This window comes from Spirosoma foliorum (genome assembly GCF_014117325.1).
Classification (GTDB): domain Bacteria; phylum Bacteroidota; class Bacteroidia; order Cytophagales; family Spirosomataceae; genus Spirosoma; species Spirosoma foliorum.
Window position 1 is genome coordinate 5,736,918 of the sequence record NZ_CP059732.1, and the last position, 15,864, is coordinate 5,752,781.

Here is a 15,864-nt window from a genome sequence, read left to right on the forward strand (position 1 = left end):
CGGGCTGAAGCCCGTAGGTACAGCCGCTTTTGTTCTTATTCCCACCACCTATAAACCCAAATCCACCCTGCGTAGAGTTGCTCCCCGCGGGTCTGATAACCGTAGTAGTTTTGATCTGTCAAACGAAATCATTCTTAAACGAAAACATCAATGGAACCAATTAAAAATCCTTCACCTGCCAAACCCGAAGACGCACAGGCCGCACTTGCCAACGAGCAATACAATCGCGTTCAGACAATGATTCAGTGCTACGTTGAATCGATTGGACTGACCAAAGACCAGACCTACGGCGCTAAAAACAATAACTGGCTTTGGAAAAATGGCTCCGCAACGATTGAGGTCTACATTCAAACCATCAAGTTTGAGAGCGGAAGCCGACGCGATTACCTGCGGATTTTCTCGCCCCTACTGGAAATCCCAACGAACAACCTGCTGGGTTTCTATCGTCACTTACTCGAACTCAACGATCTCCGATTAGGGGTAAAACTATGCATTGCTCCGAATAGCCAAACCGTTTACGCTACCTACGAACGTGACATTCGGGGAATGGACTACCAGGAACTAACGACCTGCATCCGCGATCTGGAACTCTGGGCCGATGAATTAGACGACCAATTGAAAGCACAGTTCCCCAACTGGTCGAACTAAGCAGGCAGATTATATTAACAAACCCATAAGGTCTAAAAAGACCCCATAGGTTTAAACGGCTTCAAATGAAACCGGTTACGATTTTACTGATGAGCCTGCTCTCGTTTTTATCGGGTTGCCTGAGCCGGGAAGATACGCACCCTGATCTGCCTTTGCTCCCGCAAATCGACAATGCCCGAATTCGGGTCGATTCGATACCCAATACAACCGTTCACAGCTTTATTTTCTCGGCCGATAAAACAAAGATTTATGCCATCGTTCTGACGGCTTCGACGGGCGTATTTGCGGAACATACGCTTGTCGAATACGATCAGTTGGGAAATCGATTGCGACAGCTTCCACTCGGCGAGCTGAGTATTTTGCAAACGGAGTTGGCGCTGTTACAAACCGGCTCGCTATTGTGGCAGTATGCCAATGTCTTTCACATCATTGATTTACAACAATTTAAAATCATTGACGAAGTGCATACTTATTGGGCAGGCAACTATCCTGATGCGCGACAAACCAAAGACTGGGAGAAGGTAGCCGAAGAAAGTCAGGCATTATTTCGCCAGAAACAGCAGGAAATTGGCAAGCAGTTTGACATTCAGAAAACTGACTCCATCACCTCTACCATACTGGAGGGCAACAAAGCGAATGCTGATAAATACTGGGAAGCGATTCGAAAAGCTCGTGGGCAACAAGCTCAGTTCGAATCAGACCAACACGAGCGTTATTATGAAGCTTATGCGCTAGAGCAAATCCGATCAGGGAAATTGTTTTTCGGCTATCAAAGTCCCACCGGGCACAACGCGTATTTGTTTACCAAGTTTGCCGATGGCAGCACAGCCGCGTTTACCCTGACGAAAGCACTCGCCCAGAAAACACAGGTTCGGTTTCTTCAGAACGACGTAAACAAAAACGTTATCATTGGTCAGTCGACTACTCGATTCGATTTTGGAGAAGGCCAGACTGTCAGCGACAAAACAAGTGCGTTGCAAACAACCGAGAAAATCGTTACCCGACGGTCCAGTGTATTATCGGGTGCTCTGGCAGAAGAGTTTCTGTTCTACTACGAGCTGAAACTCGGCCGAGAAACAACTCGCTTCAAATGGTATTATCCGCTTAAGCTATCAAACGATTTTTTTCTGCAATCGGCTAATGGTTCAGCCTACATACTAAAAAAAGATACCTTGTACTGGTTTCATTTATAAGACGTTATGGCTACTCGCAGTTTATTACTCTCCCTCACGCTGACGTTCGTTTTAGGCTATTCCTTTACCGTTGGCCTCACAGATCCCAATTCGGTCTTAAAGAAAATACCCGATTGGCTGGGCATACCTCTATTTTTAGGGTGCTTCCTACTATATCTGCTGGCAAGCTGGTGGGCGTTCAAAGGATTCAGCGATCACAAATTCATTGCCCTCGTATCAATGGGATTTTGTGTATTCGGCATCGGGATTTATGCCACTGTTTTCGCGATGGAAATGGGGCATGGCAAAGCCGCAAAGGGGCAGTATGATTATGATTTCACAACGCTTGACCCCAGCGAAAAAGCCATTCTGGCACAGATCACGCATGATGCGGGATTAGGATTACAGGACGCTGTTTTTACCGAACACTGGCACATTGGACAGGCCGAAAAAGTTACCGAACCCCGCAACGGTTTTCAAATTTGCGTACAAAAAGGACACGTAACCGCGCTGAATCTATCTGATCACCCCATTCGGAATCTGGCGACGCTTTCGCAACTTCCGCAGCTGGGCGATCTGTATCTGAGAAACTGTGGCTTAACTGATATGAGCGGCTTGCAATCTACGAAGCTAGGGCGATTAGATATCTCTGATAATCAGATTACCGACTTAAAAACCTTACGGGGTTGCCCCAACGTTCAATGGTTATTTGCTATGAACAATCGCTTAACGTCAACCGATGGTCTCGATCAATTCAAAGCCATCGTCAGCACCGATTTTCGGGGAAATTCTATTCCGCAATAAGCTATCCAGGCCAATCAAACTCTTTACTACCAAACCTATAAGGCTTCAAAAACCGTATAGGTTTTATTCCATTTAGTCATGCTTGCTACTCTGTTACCTTTCCGTCAATTCAATTATCAGACCGAACTAACCTCGGATGTGATTGGTCAGCGTTTAGTCGACAATGTGATTACAGGCTTTAGTTTCTATAGCACAAAACCCTATTACGGCACCTTCACCCCGTATGGGTTTTCGGTACGGAAAACGAGTAGTAACTTCAAAAAGCACGGTATTAGTCCAAGCATAGATGGCATGTATAGAGCCAGTCAGGGTAAAATGCTGGTTACGCTCAGCATACGCCCACACACGGTTTGGTTTGTTGCCCTTTTTCTGTTGTGCTTCCCCTTCGTGTTCTTTATTATTCTCGCCATTCCTGAGGTGTTCAGAACCGCCGACATTACGATTCTTGTCAACACGCTCTTCCCGGCGGTGCTCGTCTACGGCATCTTCTGGCTCATTTTCCAGGTACAATGCAGTTCGGCCATTCGCTTTTGGGAGCAAACTTTACAGCTAGAACAGCGCCACCCGTAAAGCGAAATCCACCACTTTTCGAGTAAACCCCACCTATTATCCAGTCGTGCTTTTGAGGGCTTCGGACTCAAGTAAGTTTGATTCACTTAAGAACCTCTACAGCCATGACTGACAAACTTCAAGCTCTCTGTTTCGGTGCCTTCCTGATGGCGTATTATTACTTCGTCCTTCGGAAATATAATACGCTGGGTTTCCGCATGTTCTCGCTGTTTTTCTTCATCAGCCTCTGGTTTACGTATTGGTGGTATGGTAGCGATCAAGAGCTAAAAAATATCCAGCAGAACGGTGTTTCGATCCAGGCCCTTGTCCTCAAAAAAACAGACAACAGTCTCGAAGTAAGCTTCACCAATCCATCGGGCAAGTCTATCGCACGTACGCAAACGGGCGGCATTTCGGTCGAAGAATTTGCCGCCGTGAGCGAAGGCAAAGCCGCTCCAATTCTGTACAGCCCCAAGAGCGATACGTTTTTTCTGACCAGCAGTTTCCAGCGTCAACGAGCAGATAACATTTACATCCTGGGCTTTGGCGGGGTTCTATTTCTGATTGGATCACTTTGCTGGATTTTCCTCTACAAATACCGGGTTCACGCGTACGGAAATGGCTCAATTTACGAATACGTGACCGATGAAAACGGCAACGTTGTCCTCGACGATAATAAAAATGTCTTTACCCGATCGCTCCGTAACTACACAACGATGTCTAAATTCTTTGACCTTTTTTCTCGCTAACCCTACCTATGAAATCGCTCTTCCCTTACGTAATCCTGGTTGCCCTATTTCTGGCTGGCACTTGGCTAGTAAATCGCCAGCAGACGTATTTCCGCTCGTTACAAGACCATGATAGCGCGAACGTCTACGTTCGTGCTGACTATTCCCCGGCCTCTGGCCGGAAGTAAGTAATAACCAATCGGCCAGAGGCCGGAGAATAATCGGCACGAACGTAGACGTTCGCGCCATCCTACTCTCGCCATCAGAGCACCCATTCAATCAACTCAAACCTCATTTATCTCCATGAAACTTTACTCATTTATTGCTCTCTTTAGTATGATCACGGCCCAAACTCTTTTAGCCCAGGATGGTAACTGGCGCATTGAAAAAGCGCAGTTACCCGATGGCAAATTCTACGACGGCACGTTAAACATCTCGCGCGTCGGTCAATCGTATGGCGTAAACTGGCAAACAACGGCAGGCAACTACAGCGGCCTGGGCTTGCTGGCCGATGGAAAACTGTTTGTGGGTTATGGCCTCAATGGAGGTTACGGCATTGTGGTTTATAAAACGAACTCGGCCAATCAGCGTATCGAAGGAGTCTGGACAGCATCCGGTCTGGCTGGCGCAACCGGCACCGAAACCCTAACGGGTCGCGATGGGAACTATGACCTGGTCGGAACAAATCCAGATGGGCGTCCCTATCGCGGAAAATTAACGCTGCAAAAAACCGGCGACACCTTTCAGGCGCAGTGGCAGGTTGGCAATGGCGTTTACAACGGCGTAGGCTTCATGAGTGGAAATTATCTCGTGATTGGCTACGGCCCCGGTCAGGCGTTCGGAACGGTCGAATACGTGCTGGCAGGCAACAAAGCCCGTGGTCGCTGGGCAATGGGCGGAGGCAGTCAATTCGGCACTGAAAATATTACGCGTTAACGTGTAACTTGCTGACTTTCTGGTGCGGGCATTCGCCCGTGTCTTTACATAGGCGCGAGTGTATACTCGCTACATTGACCGGCACGGGCGAATGCCCGCGCCAGAATAATTCACCATCAACGTATGCGCTCCTTATTGGCTTTCCTTCTGGTTTTTACGATCTGTTGGGGAGCCAATGCGCAAATGCCTACGCTAACGTTTGACTACATCACCACCAAAGAAGGACTACCTTCCAATGACGTTTGGTGCATTACCAAAGACAAGCGGGGCTTTTTGTGGATCGGCACCGGGCGAAGCGTTTGCCGCTATGATGGGTACACGTTCCAGACCGTCGACGATCAGCGGTTAGGCTATTGTTCAGGGGTTTCAACCGATTCGGCGGGAACGGTTTATGCAGCCATTTCCACGAAAGGCTTATGCTCGATTAATCCCGAAATGTTGACCGTCGAAACGATTCTTCGGAATAATTATGAAGACGACGACCGAACCAACGACATGCACGAACGGGTATTCGTCGATTCCTACAACCAAGCCTGGGTTGGCGATTATACCGCCGTGAAACGCTATGATCTGGCTCGAAAGAAACTCCGGATGTACGCCCTTTCGTCGGGCAATAACATTCATCAGGACGCTACCTTTTTCGAAGATAACCAACGAAGACTCTGGGTTATTTCGGAGATAGGGCTTTACTACTACGATCGTCAACACGACAAACTAATCTGCCTATTGGGTCAGGAAGCCAAACTGGCGAACAACAAACGCCCTGTTCGTCTGGAAATGGCCTTTCAGGATACCAAAGGCACGATCTGGATTGGCGCCTTCGACGCTGGCTTACTTCGCTTTTCGCCCCCGGCTGAATTGCCCCAGGTTGATGGATTTGGCAATTCATCCTTTTCGTTTCTGAGTAAAGAATTTGCCAACCAGAATGTAATCTGCGGTCAGGAGTCCGTTGATGCGAACGGGCGAAAGCTACTGTTTATTGGTACCGAGAAAGGGCTAAGTCTGTATTACCCCGACGAAAACAAGGTGTATCATCTACCCGAATTTTACGATAAGGGTATCCATGTCAAGGTCATGTACGACGATAAAGACAATGGTATTCTTTGGATCGGTACGCGCAAAGGACTTATCAAGTATCGGTATCGAAATCCGGGTATTCACACCATCGACATACCCGCCAGCGCCGTTCGGTTGCCGGTTGAAGTGACGAGTTCCTTACAGTTAGCCGACAAGCGTTTTCTGTTAGGTCTCTCCCATTCAGGCGCATTGGCCTGGCAATCGACCACCAACCAGTTTCGCCTGTGGCCCTATCCTACCAGCACCTATACCCATCGGCTGCAATGGATTCAAAACCGCCCGATGGCCTTCACCGATAAAGGTGTTTTTGTCGGCAATCCATCGACAGAAACATTTTCGGCTTTACCCATTGCCTCTCGTTTATTTACATCCACCGAATTCCGCGATGGTTTGATAGACCAGAAAGGGCGATTCTGGATTGCCAACATGACGCAGGGGCTCAAAGTAGTTGATCTATCGACGAATACAGAACTGAAACTCTGGCCCGAATCGGCGGGGAAACAGCTCTGCCAGAACAACTACATCAAAGCGATTACGGAAGGTAACGATAGCAAAATCTGGGTAGCCACCTGCCCCAATGGTTTGTATTATTTCGATGAGCCCAAAGCGCGTTTTGTCAACATCATGGAGTTACCCGCCAATAAGGGCAAAAGTCTGGGCGGGCTCTGTATTAATGCTGTAGAACGGGGCCAGGGCGGTTCTATCCTGGTTGCCAGTTGGGGTGGCGTCAATAAAATTTCATCATCGGGCCAAATTCTGGCTTCGTTCGATTACCAGCACGACAAGCTATCGGATACCTATTGCTCCAATATCTGCGACGATAAAGAAGGCAACCTGTGGTTCAGCACCAATGAAGGAATTCATATCGCCAACCTCAATACCCGGAAAATCAAGTACCTCACCACCATCGAAGGATTGAGCAGCAACGACCCGGTCGGGTTTCTAAAAACCAGTTCGGATGAGTTGATTTTAGGCCACATCAACACCATCAATCTGCTGAATATAAATGCCCTGCTTCGTAGCAAAATCATTCCGCACATTGCGCTCAGCTCGGTCGAGGTGAAGGGAAAAATGCTTCATCAGGACCTTACGAAAGAGATTATTCTACAACCCGACGAAAATTCGATCACGCTCAACTTCTCGACACTGAATTTTGAACCGGCGTCCAAAAACGTATATAGTTATCAGTTAGAAGGCTACGAACCGAACTGGGTCGATCTGGGAAACCAGCATACCGTTTCGTTTACCAACCTGCCCGCGCGCTCGTATACGCTGCATGTCCGCAGCAGTGATAGCTTCGGTCTAAAGAGCAAGCAACCATTGGGTATTCACCTGACTATAAAGCCTTACTTTACCAATACCTGGCTTTTCAGAACGCTCATCGGCCTATTCATCGCTGGCCTGATTGTTCTGATGATGCGCTGGCGAGTGAATACACTTGACGAACGAAACCGGCTCGATTTACAGATAACCGAGTGGCGATTAAAAGCCCTGCAATCGCAGATGAACCCGCATTTTCTGTTCAATTCGCTCAACTCCGTGCAGAGTTATCTGCTCACCAATCGGGGGATTGAGGGCGCCAAATACCTATCGAAATTCTCCAAGCTGGTACGCCGGATTATGGAGAACTCAAACCATCAATATTTATCCTTCGAGCAAATCATCGACACGCTACGCATGTACGTGGAAATTGAGGCATTCCGCTTCAATCACGAGTTCAGCTATTCATTTGATATTGAAGACAATGACGTTTTGCTCGATGCGCTCTTGCCCCCCATGCTCCTGCAACCCTACGTCGAAAACGCCATCTGGCATGGTCTGATGCCCAAAGAAGGCGCTAAAACGCTGAAAATTACGGCTCGTATCCAGGACAATCACATTGTTTGCACCATTGAGGACAACGGAGTCGGGCGGGCGTTTGCTCCTCGAACAGAAGGTCATATTTCGCGTGGGCAGGAGATGACAAAAGGAATTTTCGAATCGCTCCGACGGAAGGACAAGGAAGCTCAACTAGAACTGATTGACTTATTTGATACTGATAATAACCCAGCGGGAACGCGGGTAAAAATGACTATTCCCATAGAAAAAGCGTAACGTTATGAACCAACTTCGTGCTGTATTAATCGACGACGAAACCAATGCCCGCGAGGCATTGACCAATCTATTGCGCCTTCTTTGCCCCGAAGTGGCCATTGTTGGCGAAGCTAAAAATGCCGATCAGGGGATTGAGTTAATCCAGAACGTAAAGCCCAATCTGGTTTTTCTGGATATTCAGATGCCCGGCAAAACGGGTTTCGATTTGCTGGCCAGCTTCGAGAAGGTCGATTTCGGGGTAATTTTCACAACGGCTTATCAGGAGTTTGCCATTCGGGCATTCCGGTTCAGCGCCATCGACTACCTCCTCAAACCCATTGACCCCGACGAACTACAGGCAGCCGTCGAAAAATCGAAATCACAGGTAGCGGGGGTGAGTCCGCAACAACTTCAGATTTTGCAGGAGCATCTCGACGCGACGCAAAGCCTCCGTCTCTCCGAACGCAAAAAGAATGACAACCAGCGCATTGCGTTGCCCACCGCCGAGGGCATCCACTTTGTCCAGATGACCGATATCATCCAATGCGAATCGTTGGGATCGTACACCAAATTTCACCTGGTGAAAGGTCCGGCCATTGTGGTATCGAGACTGCTGAAAGAGTATGAAGAAATTCTGGACAACTACTACTTTTTCCGCGTTCACCAATCAAATATCGTCAACCTCGAACACATCAAACGCTACGTAAAAGGCGACGGCGGCCAGGTCTGGATGAGCGACAACACCGAGATTGAAGTATCCCGCCGTCGCAAAGAGGAATTCCTATCGCTACTGTCTGACTTCTACGTTAATTCGGGAAAGTTGAAGTAGGGCATCTATAATTTTTTGGGCTTTACCTACCGTTAACTCACTTCGCTGTTTTGGCCTAGGAAGTGAGAGCGGGTAGGTATTTCTTTGTTTAAGCGGTAAAGTTTTGGGTCTAAAAATGATTGATAATCTGAAGGGAGTAGTTTCGAGAAGTTGCGTAGAATAGTATGTTGCGGTGAAGTCAATAAAATGTGAGTTAAAGGCGGGTTATCTGTGACAAGTGGCACGGTTCATTAAGCAGGTCTTTGGCTCGTTGGTCGGGTTGCGTGTGACAGAGTGAACTTCCCGGTTAGGTAGATTAAGCTTCCATTTTCAGGCTTCGATTGACAGGACGAACGCCCTGAGTTATACAGATATAAAAAATGAACTGTTTTTGAGTTTTTATTAAGCCAAGTATGGAAAAACCTTTCACTTTGACAGTGAGCCTGACAACTCCCCAAATAGACTCAAGTTTAGAAAATGTTAAGGTAGGTCTCGCCAAATATCTCAACATCCAAAAAAGATTAAATGAGCTAACTGGTAAGCCGTTGAAAGACAACACAGAATTCAGAAAAAGCTTCAACGGCTTCTATCGAATTCGCCAAAAACCAGCAGTTTGGTATAATGCCTTTTACGAGTTGCTTGATGAATCGCGCAGTCAATCCATTGATTTTTCAACCATACTTCGTTCTTTACACAAAGCTACAAACAGATATGAGGCTTCGTTTGCAAGCAAATTGGTAGCAACTTTGAACCCTCAGATGCCAGTCATCGACTCAATTGTGCTGAAGAATTTAAATACAAAATTGCCCTATCAAAGTGACCCGAATCGGTTCGATAGTATCTGCTCATTACATGCGGAAATAAGCCGCTGTTACACCCAATATTTACAGTCCGAACAAGGTAGATATTTGGTTAGTCAATTTAAGAAGACTTACCCAGCCGCAGACATTACAGAAGTTAAAATGTTAGACCTTGTTCTTTGGCAGGCTCGGTAGATTCGCTCCAAGCAGGCAGGCTACCGCTGACAAGACGCCCGTCCCGAAGGAGAGTTTGCTACCTAACCAAATGAGTGTGTAAAGGTTCTGGTACGTTTGTCTGCCAAAGCTTGTGCGCTCACCATCAACACTCATTAGCGTTAGGTGCATAGCCAAAAACATGAGAGAATATCTGCGGGCTAGAAACCGTATTAAGCGCAGCAGCCTGAAGCAAAAACACTAACTTTGTCTAATGGCAAACCCACCACCATTTGACGTCGAAATCGATAAACTTACCCGCTCAATTGAAAACGCCATTTCTGGCGATAGTTTTAAAACCCAAACCCTTGAGTTAACTACTAATGATTTAAAACGACTCAAGAAATCCGAGTGGCTATTTGATTGGAAGTCTGAGGTTAAACAAGTGGACAAAACCGTCTATAAACTTGTTATCCTAGAGAACACGTCCATAATTCAGGGACTAATCAGCTTACAAGACCGAGGTGATCACATCTTTATGGCACTTATCGAAAGTAGCAAATTCAACCGTGGCGCAGAAAAAGTGTACTTGGGTGTACCGGGAAATTTGGTTGCTTTCGCTTGCAAGTTATCTTTTGACAAAGGTTATGGAGGTTATGTCTCATTTGAGAGCAAGACAAAATTGAAGGAACATTATCAAAAATCCTTAGGCGCTCATGTACTATTTGGAAATGTGATGGCGCTTGATACCAAAGCTGCCCACAAACTTATTCATCAATACTTCCCAGAAAATTAGCAAATTATATTATGATCAAGGAGCCGAAACATATTGATTTCTATACATCAGGCCGACAATTATCGAAGGAGGATTTCGCGTTGATAAGCCAGTGGATTGCCACGGATAAGAAAAAGCGGGCAAGAAATCCTACAAAAGGGTTGCAAAAACAGGAAAAGAATCTTGCTCATGGTGATTCAATCGCCACGCCAGAATAAACGTCTTGTAAAAAATGAAATGGAAGCCCAATTTCATTTTTTACAAGACGTTCTTCTTTATTTCATCTTCTTACTTTTCACAGGTTGTGCTACAATCGGCCGTCAAACTTTATATAAAAATTCATCAATCGGCGAGATAACTAAAATTGGTTTCGCTAGAATTGAAGGAGATACTATTGTTGCAAAAGTACACCCCCAAACAGATAGTATTTTTAAGACGACTATATTAGGTGAACTTAGCAAATATTCAACAAAAAGTATCTATCCTATAAATAAAGAACTTTCCGTTTCTCAACCAGACACAGCAGCTATTCGTGAAGCATGTAGAGCTAATAATCTTGACTGTTTACTCCTATCCAGAATAAAATTCATAAATATCACGTACACAACGTTATATATTCTTCCAGTCGGAAAAAACTATGATACAGATGTTGAGATGAAATTATTAGATAGGGAAGCCAATCTATTGCTTGATGTACGGTACAAAACACTTTCCAACAATCTTTATTTAGAGCCACCAACCGCCGATAAATCTATCCGCAATGGTACGCAGGGAGCTATAAAGCGGCTTATTAAAGAGCTTGGCTGGACACAATAGACCATCACTTAATAGCATTTGGGAAAACAATCGACCTGAAAATGTATTCCCTTTAAATGACCGAGCTAACGCTAAAAGAATATTTTGAGAATAAGATCTCTCCTGATTTATTGGCAATTGACTTAAAGGATAGCCAAAAGCAGACGGGCTATGATGTCACTACCGTTTACATTGATCGCTTAAAAGAAGGGGAGTTTGAAGTCAGAAAAGAGCATCTCTTAAAGCTTTGTGATGACGTCATTTCCGAAAAAATTTCACCTGTCGAGTTAAATACAATTAGTTTCGCCCTAATCGCTTCTGACTTCTTTCATTGGGATAGTGACACAAGTGATGGTGCATTGGTTGCGGAGGTAATTTTTGATTGGGACAACCCTGAAATCCGTTTTGTGCTAACCCTTGATAATGTTCAGTTGTGGAAAGAGTATTTGCTCACAGGAGTTTATCAGCTTAAATAAACGGAGTATAGTAAGGCCAATGAAGGCTTATCTGTAAAGGCTAAACCAGCATTCAGTTATGTAATTTGTACGCTGGCTATCCATCTTTAGGTTCGTTAAGGAGTCTTTAAACAGGAATTCATACGAATGGGGTTATTTGATCTTTTTAAGCGAAAACAAGTCGTTGCGCCCGGCAACCCGACTCCGTTAACAAGTTTCAAATCGTACTATCTCTACGGTTTACCAACAATCCGAATACTGTAGCAACCGACATACAACTAGTCGTGGAGCTTTATCGCAAGGTAATTGGTGATATAGGCGGCATTGCGATTACCAATTCTTTTCACCCCTATTATATCGTCAACCAGAAAGGGACGACTGTCTGGAATGCTGCCTATGTAAACGTGTACATCAACGAAAAACAGGACGAATTTTCCAGGAATATCCAGACGAACAAGGCAATCTATATGGTTGATATGGGCCCGATCTTTACGGAAATCAACGTTTGGCCAGATACCCGATTAACGTATGAAGAAAATCCATTATTCAGTCGTTATGTGCCGTTTATAATTCCATTTTTAGTCTATAACCCAGATAAAGAAATACGGTGGGATTATGAAATTGGGGAATGTTCAATTAAGTGTGTCATTTCCTCAGATCGTGATGTGATTTCGGACACGATCTTCAAATAATATTGTCAATTGCTGGAGTGTAACGGCCCAATTTTGTAAGGGTAACTGCCAGCCATTAATGATGCGTTGGGTTGTCAGGTAAAGTAGCTTTAATAAAGCTGTCTCTGACGAAAAAACACCTTTCGATTTGGTTACACACCGTATTTGCCGATGGAACCCTTCAACCGTATTAGTCGTGTAGACCACCTTACGAATAGCCGCGGGATACTCAAAAAAACGAGTTAATCGCAGCCAATTACGTTGCCAGCTTTCAACAACCAATGGATATTTCTTTCCCCATCGGTCAGTAAAATCAGCCAGTTTTTGTTCTGCTCCGGTCACAGTAGCCGACTGATAAATCGGTTTTAAATCAGCCGCTACGGCTTTCTGGTCCTTAGAGACCACATATCGCATTGATGTGCGCACCTGATGGACCAAGCAAAGCTGCACATCAGCTTTGGGGTAGATTGTTTCAATCGCATCGCCAAACCCAGAGAGGTTATCAATCGAGCAGATTAATAGGTCTTTGACCCCTCTAGCCTGTAAATCAGTCAGGGTGGAGAGCCAGAAACGTGCGCTTTCGGCATCACCAATGTAGATGCCTAGCAAATCCTTCCGGCCTTGTAACCGGGGCGCCGGAGCGCTCAACCGCTAAAATGTTGTAGGCGGCTTTGCTGATGACTTTGCCGTCTTGCCGTACTTTGAAATGAACTGCATCCAGCCACACAAAGGCATAAACTGGCTCCAAGGGGCGAGAACGCCATTGCTCAACTAAAGGAAGGATTTTATCTGTGATGGCAGATAACTGGCCAGTGCTGATCTCCAAGCCATATAAATCCTCCAGGTGCTCCTGAATATCTTCATAGGACATGCCCTTGCTGTAGAGGGAAAGAATGCGGTTGTCCAAGCCTTCGCCTAAGGTCGTTTGACGCTTGCCGATGATCTTGGGTTCAAACGAGCCATCCCGATCACGCGGCATGGCCACCTCGACTGGACCATGTCCGGTCTTGACCTGCTTGGCCTTGCTGCCGTTGCGTCGATTAGGCCGGTTTTGCTCAACGTGAGGTGGTCCGCCACCGCGGCTGCATCTCACCCGATAGGGCAGCATCAAGCAAATCTTTCAATAATGGAGCCAACAGACCATCTTTGCCTGTCAGTTCTTTCTCGCCAGCGAGCATCTTAGCGATGGTTTCCTGGCGAAAGGCTTCATAATCAAAGCCGTTTTTATCCCGTTTTATATCCATTTGATTGTCAAGTTAGCAAATCATAACTTGACACACTTTATTGAACACTCTCTGAAATTGCGAAAGGTATTGCTGAAAAGGGAATTGCTTCTGAGTACGTTGAACACATCACAAATTCGATACGGTTTTTCATGCCCGAGCCCGCATTCGTCATCGGTTTTGACGAATTTGACGAGACAAACTCTTCGGGCCTTATCGACAATTTTATTAACTGCAAGAAAATGCTCCCCGGCAATTAAGCACTAGTGTCCAAATTGTTGTTACTCAGTACTTAACTAAAGTATGTGAATTCGGAATTAGAAATGGCCCGTCAGGGCCTTCACAGCGTAGCGTCGGTAGAGAAATCCACATGTGTAGATAACGTGTGCCGTCAGGTACACAATAATTCAGGTACACAATAATTATGTACCTGACGGCACATTTTTGCTTTGGAAACAGATTTTCCTACCGACGCTGCGCTGTGAAGGCCCTGACGGGCCACTCATAATCCAGAACACACGTTATTAGGAAAATTAAGCAGAAGAATCTTCATTATGACATACAGTTTAGCGTGGCTTATTGAGAATTTTGAACGAGGGAAACGTTGATACGGTCAAGATTATCACCGGGTTAAAACACGGCGCAAAAAAACAGAATGGATCGGATGCACCGGGTTAAAACCCGGTGAGAATCATATTTAATGTTTCGCCAGCTGATTGTCAACTCCATCAATTCCCCGCAATTCTCGCCAGCATAGATTTCCCGTTCTGATTATCCGGGTTTAGCTCAACCGACTTTTTGTACATGGCAATGGCTTCTTCTTTCTGGCCGTTCTTGAGCAGGGCTTCTCCGTAGCTATCATACACATTCCAGCTTTGAGGAAATAAACTCACATTGAGCTTAAAAATTTCGAGCGCGTTTTGTGCATTTCCGCCACCGTTTAGCATTTGGTAGCCCCAATCGTTCAGGTCATTTTCGGACGGCTGGAAGTTGGCATCTTTCTTTTTCAGTTCATTGGCCACCTCGATGGCCTGTCCGAAACCCCGTTTTCGCAACTGCATATGGAGAGCGGTAACGGGATCGGATGCGGCAATATCGGGGTTATAGAAACCAGCCAGTTCGTCCACAAATTCTTCTGGATACCCTCCGGCCAAATTCGTGAGCACCACAATCGCCAGATCATCTTCGGGATACACAAAAAAGGCCGAGCGACCACCACCTGTTATTACAATCGGACTGTGTTTGGGGCGAGGTTTGGTTACCCAACCCAGCGCCCATTGCGTTGGTGAACCGTTGTTATACGTCCCGGCAGTCCAGAGCGTTTTGAGTGCGTCTTTTGTCTTGAGAAGTTTGCCTTGCTGCAACGCGATAATCCAGTGCGCAATGTCTTCGGCGGTGCTGTTCAAACCCGAGGCCGTGCGGTGAAACGGCGACATTTCCCCATAATTATTGACAAGTCGTTTTTCAGGAAGCGCTTGTCCATCCAGTTTCGTGACAAATCTATACTGTTGTACCATATTGGGAATCACATCGCGCGAATCACCAAACTGGGTACCTGGCATACCCACCACCTGAAATTGTCGCTCACTGAACACCTGAGCAAAAGGTTTCCCACGAAATTTATCAATGATTTTCGCCAGTAGCACATAGTTCGTCTGGTTATAGCTGAACTGCTCGCCCGTTGGGAAATCCATTGGAAACGTCTGGATTTTCGCCCAGGCAGCATCCTCCGTTTCTGACCCTACCAGTCCTCCGGTATTTGGATTCGCAATTCGGTTAATATCAGGAAGACCTGAGACGTGTGTTAACAATTGGCGTATTGTAACGGGTTGCCAGTTTGCCGGAAGGCCATCAAGATACTGGGAAACGGGCGCCCCAAGGTCCACGATCCCTTCTTCAACTAACTGCATCATGGCAACGCCCGTGAACGCTTTGGTGCAGGAGTTAATCATGAAAACGCTTCGGTCTGTAACCGGAACCGCATTCTGGATATTCGCCATTCCGTACGACTTCAGCAGAACAACTTTACCGTGCTGAACAACGGCCAACTGAAGGCCCGGAATACGGCGCTCCTGCATTTCACGGCGTATCAGTGTTTCTACATTACTGATCTGGGCCGTTTGCCCAAACACAATGCCGCACTGAACGGCAAAAACTAAAAGTATGGTTAGAAAGCGAAAGGAGTTCATAAGTATGT

General features: G+C 46.1%; 16 protein-coding genes and 1 pseudogene. 15 read left to right on the forward strand and 2 right to left on the reverse strand.

Going from position 1 to position 15,864, the window contains the following annotated elements; all coding sequences use genetic code 11:
• The first annotated feature begins 150 nt into the window (after positions 1-150).
• The 15 genes from H3H32_RS24320 to H3H32_RS24390 all read left to right on the forward strand — a co-directional run bounded on the left by H3H32_RS24320 (position 151) and on the right by H3H32_RS24390 (position 12,465).
• Complete coding sequence (locus tag H3H32_RS24320; RefSeq protein ID WP_182458195.1) at positions 151-648, forward strand: YbjN domain-containing protein; 498 nt, start codon at positions 151-153, stop codon at positions 646-648.
• A 65-nt stretch (positions 649-713) separates the two neighbouring features.
• The gene (locus tag H3H32_RS24325) at positions 714-1,841 is read left to right on the forward strand and encodes a hypothetical protein (protein ID WP_182458197.1); all 1,128 of its coding nucleotides are present in this window, start codon (positions 714-716) and stop codon (positions 1,839-1,841) included.
• Positions 1,842-1,847: 6 nt separating this feature from the next.
• A complete protein-coding gene (locus tag H3H32_RS24330) occupies positions 1,848-2,624 on the forward strand; it encodes a leucine-rich repeat domain-containing protein (protein ID WP_182458199.1) in 777 nt (258 codons plus the stop codon).
• A 78-nt stretch (positions 2,625-2,702) separates the two neighbouring features.
• Positions 2,703-3,194: a hypothetical protein gene (locus H3H32_RS24335; protein WP_182458201.1), complete on the forward strand. Its 492-nt coding sequence runs from the start codon at positions 2,703-2,705 to the stop codon at positions 3,192-3,194.
• Between the two features lie 104 nt (positions 3,195-3,298).
• Positions 3,299-3,922: a hypothetical protein gene (locus H3H32_RS24340; protein WP_182458203.1), complete on the forward strand. Its 624-nt coding sequence runs from the start codon at positions 3,299-3,301 to the stop codon at positions 3,920-3,922.
• 8 nt (positions 3,923-3,930) lie between these two features.
• Positions 3,931-4,089, forward strand: a complete 159-nt coding sequence (locus tag H3H32_RS24345) for a hypothetical protein (RefSeq protein WP_182458205.1) — start codon at positions 3,931-3,933, stop codon at positions 4,087-4,089.
• Between the two features lie 115 nt (positions 4,090-4,204).
• Positions 4,205-4,837: a hypothetical protein gene (locus H3H32_RS24350; RefSeq protein WP_182458207.1), complete on the forward strand. Its 633-nt coding sequence runs from the start codon at positions 4,205-4,207 to the stop codon at positions 4,835-4,837.
• Positions 4,838-4,960: 123 nt separating this feature from the next.
• Entirely contained in the window at positions 4,961-8,008 is a 3,048-nt protein-coding gene (locus H3H32_RS24355) for a sensor histidine kinase (RefSeq protein WP_182458209.1), read from the forward strand.
• Between the two features lie 4 nt (positions 8,009-8,012).
• Complete coding sequence (locus H3H32_RS24360; RefSeq protein ID WP_182458211.1) at positions 8,013-8,816, forward strand: LytR/AlgR family response regulator transcription factor; 804 nt, start codon at positions 8,013-8,015, stop codon at positions 8,814-8,816.
• 392 nt (positions 8,817-9,208) lie between these two features.
• Positions 9,209-9,790 carry a hypothetical protein gene (locus H3H32_RS24365; RefSeq protein WP_182458213.1) on the forward strand — a complete coding sequence of 194 codons (582 nt, stop codon included), beginning with the start codon at positions 9,209-9,211 and terminating at the stop codon, positions 9,788-9,790.
• A gap of 232 nt (positions 9,791-10,022) precedes the next feature.
• Positions 10,023-10,544 (forward strand): hypothetical protein, encoded by a 522-nt coding sequence (locus H3H32_RS24370; protein ID WP_182458214.1) that lies wholly within the window; start codon positions 10,023-10,025, stop codon positions 10,542-10,544.
• 11 nt (positions 10,545-10,555) lie between these two features.
• Positions 10,556-10,741, forward strand: a complete 186-nt coding sequence (locus H3H32_RS24375; protein ID WP_182458216.1) for a hypothetical protein — start codon at positions 10,556-10,558, stop codon at positions 10,739-10,741.
• Complete coding sequence (locus H3H32_RS24380; RefSeq protein ID WP_182458218.1) at positions 10,713-11,339, forward strand: hypothetical protein; 627 nt, start codon at positions 10,713-10,715, stop codon at positions 11,337-11,339. Before H3H32_RS24375 ends, H3H32_RS24380 begins: the two co-directional genes overlap by 29 nt.
• A gap of 56 nt (positions 11,340-11,395) precedes the next feature.
• On the forward strand, positions 11,396-11,794 hold the full coding sequence (locus H3H32_RS24385) for a hypothetical protein (RefSeq protein ID WP_182458220.1): 399 nt from the start codon (positions 11,396-11,398) through the stop codon (positions 11,792-11,794).
• A gap of 263 nt (positions 11,795-12,057) precedes the next feature.
• Positions 12,058-12,465, forward strand: coding sequence for a hypothetical protein (locus H3H32_RS24390; protein WP_182458222.1), 408 nt, complete (start codon positions 12,058-12,060; stop codon positions 12,463-12,465).
• On the opposite strand, the pseudogene H3H32_RS24395 reads toward H3H32_RS24390, so the two are convergent.
• Together H3H32_RS24395 and H3H32_RS24400 are read right to left on the reverse strand one after the other, a co-directional pair.
• Positions 12,427-13,622: pseudogene (locus H3H32_RS24395) on the reverse strand (IS256 family transposase). The gene H3H32_RS24390 and the pseudogene H3H32_RS24395 sit on opposite strands and share 39 nt — an antisense overlap.
• Before the next feature lie 773 nt (positions 13,623-14,395).
• A complete protein-coding gene (locus H3H32_RS24400; protein ID WP_182458224.1) occupies positions 14,396-15,856 on the reverse strand; it encodes a serine hydrolase in 1,461 nt (486 codons plus the stop codon).
• Positions 15,857-15,864 lie beyond the last annotated feature (8 nt).

What these genes read in the sequence shown, in the direction of transcription:
- H3H32_RS24320 (WP_182458195.1), top strand. Translation starts at nt 151, where the DNA reads ATGGAACCAATTAAAAATCCTTCACCTGCCAAACCCGAAGACGCACAG.
- H3H32_RS24325 (WP_182458197.1), top strand. Translation starts at nt 714, where the DNA reads ATGAAACCGGTTACGATTTTACTGATGAGCCTGCTCTCGTTTTTATCG.
- H3H32_RS24330 (WP_182458199.1), top strand. Translation starts at nt 1,848, where the DNA reads ATGGCTACTCGCAGTTTATTACTCTCCCTCACGCTGACGTTCGTTTTA.
- H3H32_RS24335 (WP_182458201.1), top strand. Translation starts at nt 2,703, where the DNA reads ATGCTTGCTACTCTGTTACCTTTCCGTCAATTCAATTATCAGACCGAA.
- H3H32_RS24340 (WP_182458203.1), top strand. Translation starts at nt 3,299, where the DNA reads ATGACTGACAAACTTCAAGCTCTCTGTTTCGGTGCCTTCCTGATGGCG.
- H3H32_RS24345 (WP_182458205.1), top strand. Translation starts at nt 3,931, where the DNA reads ATGAAATCGCTCTTCCCTTACGTAATCCTGGTTGCCCTATTTCTGGCT.
- H3H32_RS24350 (WP_182458207.1), top strand. Translation starts at nt 4,205, where the DNA reads ATGAAACTTTACTCATTTATTGCTCTCTTTAGTATGATCACGGCCCAA.
- H3H32_RS24355 (WP_182458209.1), top strand. Translation starts at nt 4,961, where the DNA reads ATGCGCTCCTTATTGGCTTTCCTTCTGGTTTTTACGATCTGTTGGGGA.
- H3H32_RS24360 (WP_182458211.1), top strand. Translation starts at nt 8,013, where the DNA reads ATGAACCAACTTCGTGCTGTATTAATCGACGACGAAACCAATGCCCGC.
- H3H32_RS24365 (WP_182458213.1), top strand. Translation starts at nt 9,209, where the DNA reads ATGGAAAAACCTTTCACTTTGACAGTGAGCCTGACAACTCCCCAAATA.
- H3H32_RS24370 (WP_182458214.1), top strand. Translation starts at nt 10,023, where the DNA reads ATGGCAAACCCACCACCATTTGACGTCGAAATCGATAAACTTACCCGC.
- H3H32_RS24375 (WP_182458216.1), top strand. Translation starts at nt 10,556, where the DNA reads ATGATCAAGGAGCCGAAACATATTGATTTCTATACATCAGGCCGACAA.
- H3H32_RS24380 (WP_182458218.1), top strand. Translation starts at nt 10,713, where the DNA reads ATGGTGATTCAATCGCCACGCCAGAATAAACGTCTTGTAAAAAATGAA.
- H3H32_RS24385 (WP_182458220.1), top strand. Translation starts at nt 11,396, where the DNA reads ATGACCGAGCTAACGCTAAAAGAATATTTTGAGAATAAGATCTCTCCT.
- H3H32_RS24400 (WP_182458224.1), bottom strand. Translation starts at nt 15,856, where the DNA reads ATGAACTCCTTTCGCTTTCTAACCATACTTTTAGTTTTTGCCGTTCAG.